Genomic DNA, 2,642 nt, shown 5'->3' on the forward strand with positions numbered 1-2,642 from the left:
CGCAGGCCATCTTCACCGCGCGCTTGGTGTGGTCCTCGAACTGGATCGGCGCGTTGAACAGGATCATCACGCCGTCGCCGGCATAGCGGTCGAGCGTGCCCTCGTAGCGGAAGATCAATTCGCCGAGCGCCGCGTGGTATTCACGCAGCACGTTCATCGCCTCCTCCGGCTCGGTCGATTCGGTGAACGCGGTGAAGCCGCGCAGGTCGCAGAACACCACCGTCACCTCGCGGCGGTGGCTGTCGAGCAGCGCATCGTGGCCGTCGGACGAGGCAATGAGCTGCGCCACCTGCGGCGCGAGGAAACGCTCGAGCCGGCGGATGCGCTCGATCTCGCCGAGCTGCTTCTCCACCCGCTCCTCCAGCGAGCGGTTCCAGTTCCTGAGCTGCTCGGTCTGCTCGGTCAGCTTGTCGGCCTGCTGTTGCACCACGGCGTTGGCGTCGGCGAGCTCGCGGCCCTTCTGGTCCACTTCCGAGAACAATCGCGCATTGCGCATCGCCAGCACCGATTGGCTCGCGAAGGTGCGCATCAGCCCGATGAGATTCGGCGGAAACTCCCCGGCGGCGCGGCGCAGCACCACCAGCGCGCCGAGCACACCCTGCAGGTCGACCAGCGGCACCACCAGCACCGAATGGAAACCGGCGGCGACCGCGACATCGCGCAGGAAGAGATCGCCGGCCTGCGCGAGATCGGCGATCGCAACCGGCTCGCCGCTTTTCGCCGCCTCGCTCAGGATGCTCGCGCCCTCGTCGATCGTGAGATGCTCGCCTTCGGCGGATTTGTCGATGCCGTCGGCCTCGACCAGGTTGAACTGGCGCTTCGCCGCGTCATAGCCGTAGATCAGCACGGCGTCGGCGCGGGTGATCTCGAGCGCGCGCGCGGCGACCGTTGGCAGCACCGCATTGAGGTCGAGCGAAGCGGCCACCGCGCGGCCGACCTCCTCCAGCACCTTCAATTCGTTGATCGACTGCGCGAGGTCGCGGGTACGCTCCTCGACCTTGGATTCGAGCCCCGCATAGGTCTCGGCGAGCTGCCCCGCCATGCCGTTGAACTGGTCCGCGAGCTCCTCCAGCTCATCCCTGGTGCGGACCTCGATGCGCTGGCTGAAGTCGCCGCCGCCGAGCCTGCGGGCGCCGGCTTGCAGCGCGGTGATCGGGATCAACATCCGACGAGCAAGGAGGGTGCCCACCAGCATCGCGACCACGAGGCCGATGCCGATCAGCAGCGCGACGCGAACGAGCTGGTCGCGGATCGGCGCCAGCGCCTGCAGGGTCGGCTGCTCGTACAAGACGGCCCAGCCCAGGCGGGGCACGGTCGCCGCCGCGGTCAGCACGGAATGGCCCTCCAAATCGGTGCCGGCGGTGAGCGGCCGGCCGTTCGGCGAGAGCAGGGCCGCGACCTGCGGCAGCTTCGACAGGTCGCTGGCGACCTCGGGTCCCTTCGGCGAGCTCGCCAGCACCTGGCCGCGGGGGTCGACGACATAGGCGTGGCTCGCCTTGCCGACCTGGGCCTCGCCGAAGAAGTCGGCGAGAAAGGAGAGGTCGACGTCGGCGACGGTGACCCCGGCGTTGAAGCCGGAATGCGCCACCGAGATCGACATCGAGGGTTCGGTGCCGGAGAACGAGGCCGGCGAGAATGAGACACCGCGAGCCTCGGTCTCGGTGAAGCGCATGTCGCGGGTGAAATCGGCGCCGTCGGACACCGCGATCTTGGTGCGGGACAGGCGCAGGATCTCACGGCCCTGGCCGTTGACCAGCGACAATTGGCTGACCGCGGAAACCTGGTTCAGGAGCTGGGCGTAGTCGGCCCGATGCTGCTCCAGCGTCTGGGAGTAGGCCCTTGTCACCCAGCTCACTTGCCGCTGCAGCTCGGCGATCGATTCGTCGATCCGCTTGGCCGTCGCCTCGGCCTTCTCCGACATGGCGTCGGTCAGGCTCGTCTTGGTGGCCCGGTAGCTGATCCAGGTCTCGGTCGCTCCGTTGACGGCGAGCACGACCACCACCAGGCCCACCAGCGAGACGATGTATTTGGCGAACAGTCCCCCGCGGACGGACCAGATTTTGCGTTGCACTCCGATCATCAAGATCCTCGTGCCGACGGTGGCACGGTTACACATCGCAGCCGGTGCCAAAGCCCCTGCGCGGCCGCCTCGGCCCTGACCGGTTCTAGCACAGTTTCAGGGGGTGGACGGTGAGGTCCCCCACATGGTTAGCGCCCGAAGCGGAGCCCGCAGACGGACGAGCCGCCTGCGCCAAATCCGCGCAGGGGACGGGAGGAAGTGGTCGTGTAGGTAGATGGTAAATTGTGGAGCTGGGACCAAGCGGTACGGGAAGTGCGCGCCCTCTCCCGCTTCGCGGGCAGAGTTATCGCATATGAGCTCGAACCATCGGCACGACCGGTGCATCACCCTCCCCTGGAGGGGGAGGGTCGGCTCACACGAAGCGAAGCGGAATGTGAGCCGGGGTGGGGTGATGCTTCCGCGCGCAAACTGTCCAATACGGAGAGACCGTCACCCCACCCCGGCACGCATCTCGCTTCGCTCGATCGCGTGCCGACCCTCCCCCTCCAGGGGAGGGTGAGCCCAACCGCTCCACTCGTCCCATATGCGATAGCCCTCCATATGCGATTGCCCTCCGCTTGCG

General features: G+C 67.4%; 1 protein-coding gene. It reads right to left on the minus strand.

Features of this window, described 5'->3' with window-relative positions; genetic code table 11:
- Positions 1 to 2,080: cache domain-containing protein (locus JOY90_RS00220; RefSeq protein ID WP_291689166.1), on the minus strand; the 2,080-nt coding region annotated here is incomplete at its 3' end.
- Positions 2,081 to 2,642 lie beyond the last annotated feature (562 nt).

Origin of the sequence: Bradyrhizobium sp. (genome assembly GCF_019242285.1) — a bacterium.
Taxonomy (GTDB): domain Bacteria; phylum Pseudomonadota; class Alphaproteobacteria; order Rhizobiales; family Xanthobacteraceae; genus Bradyrhizobium.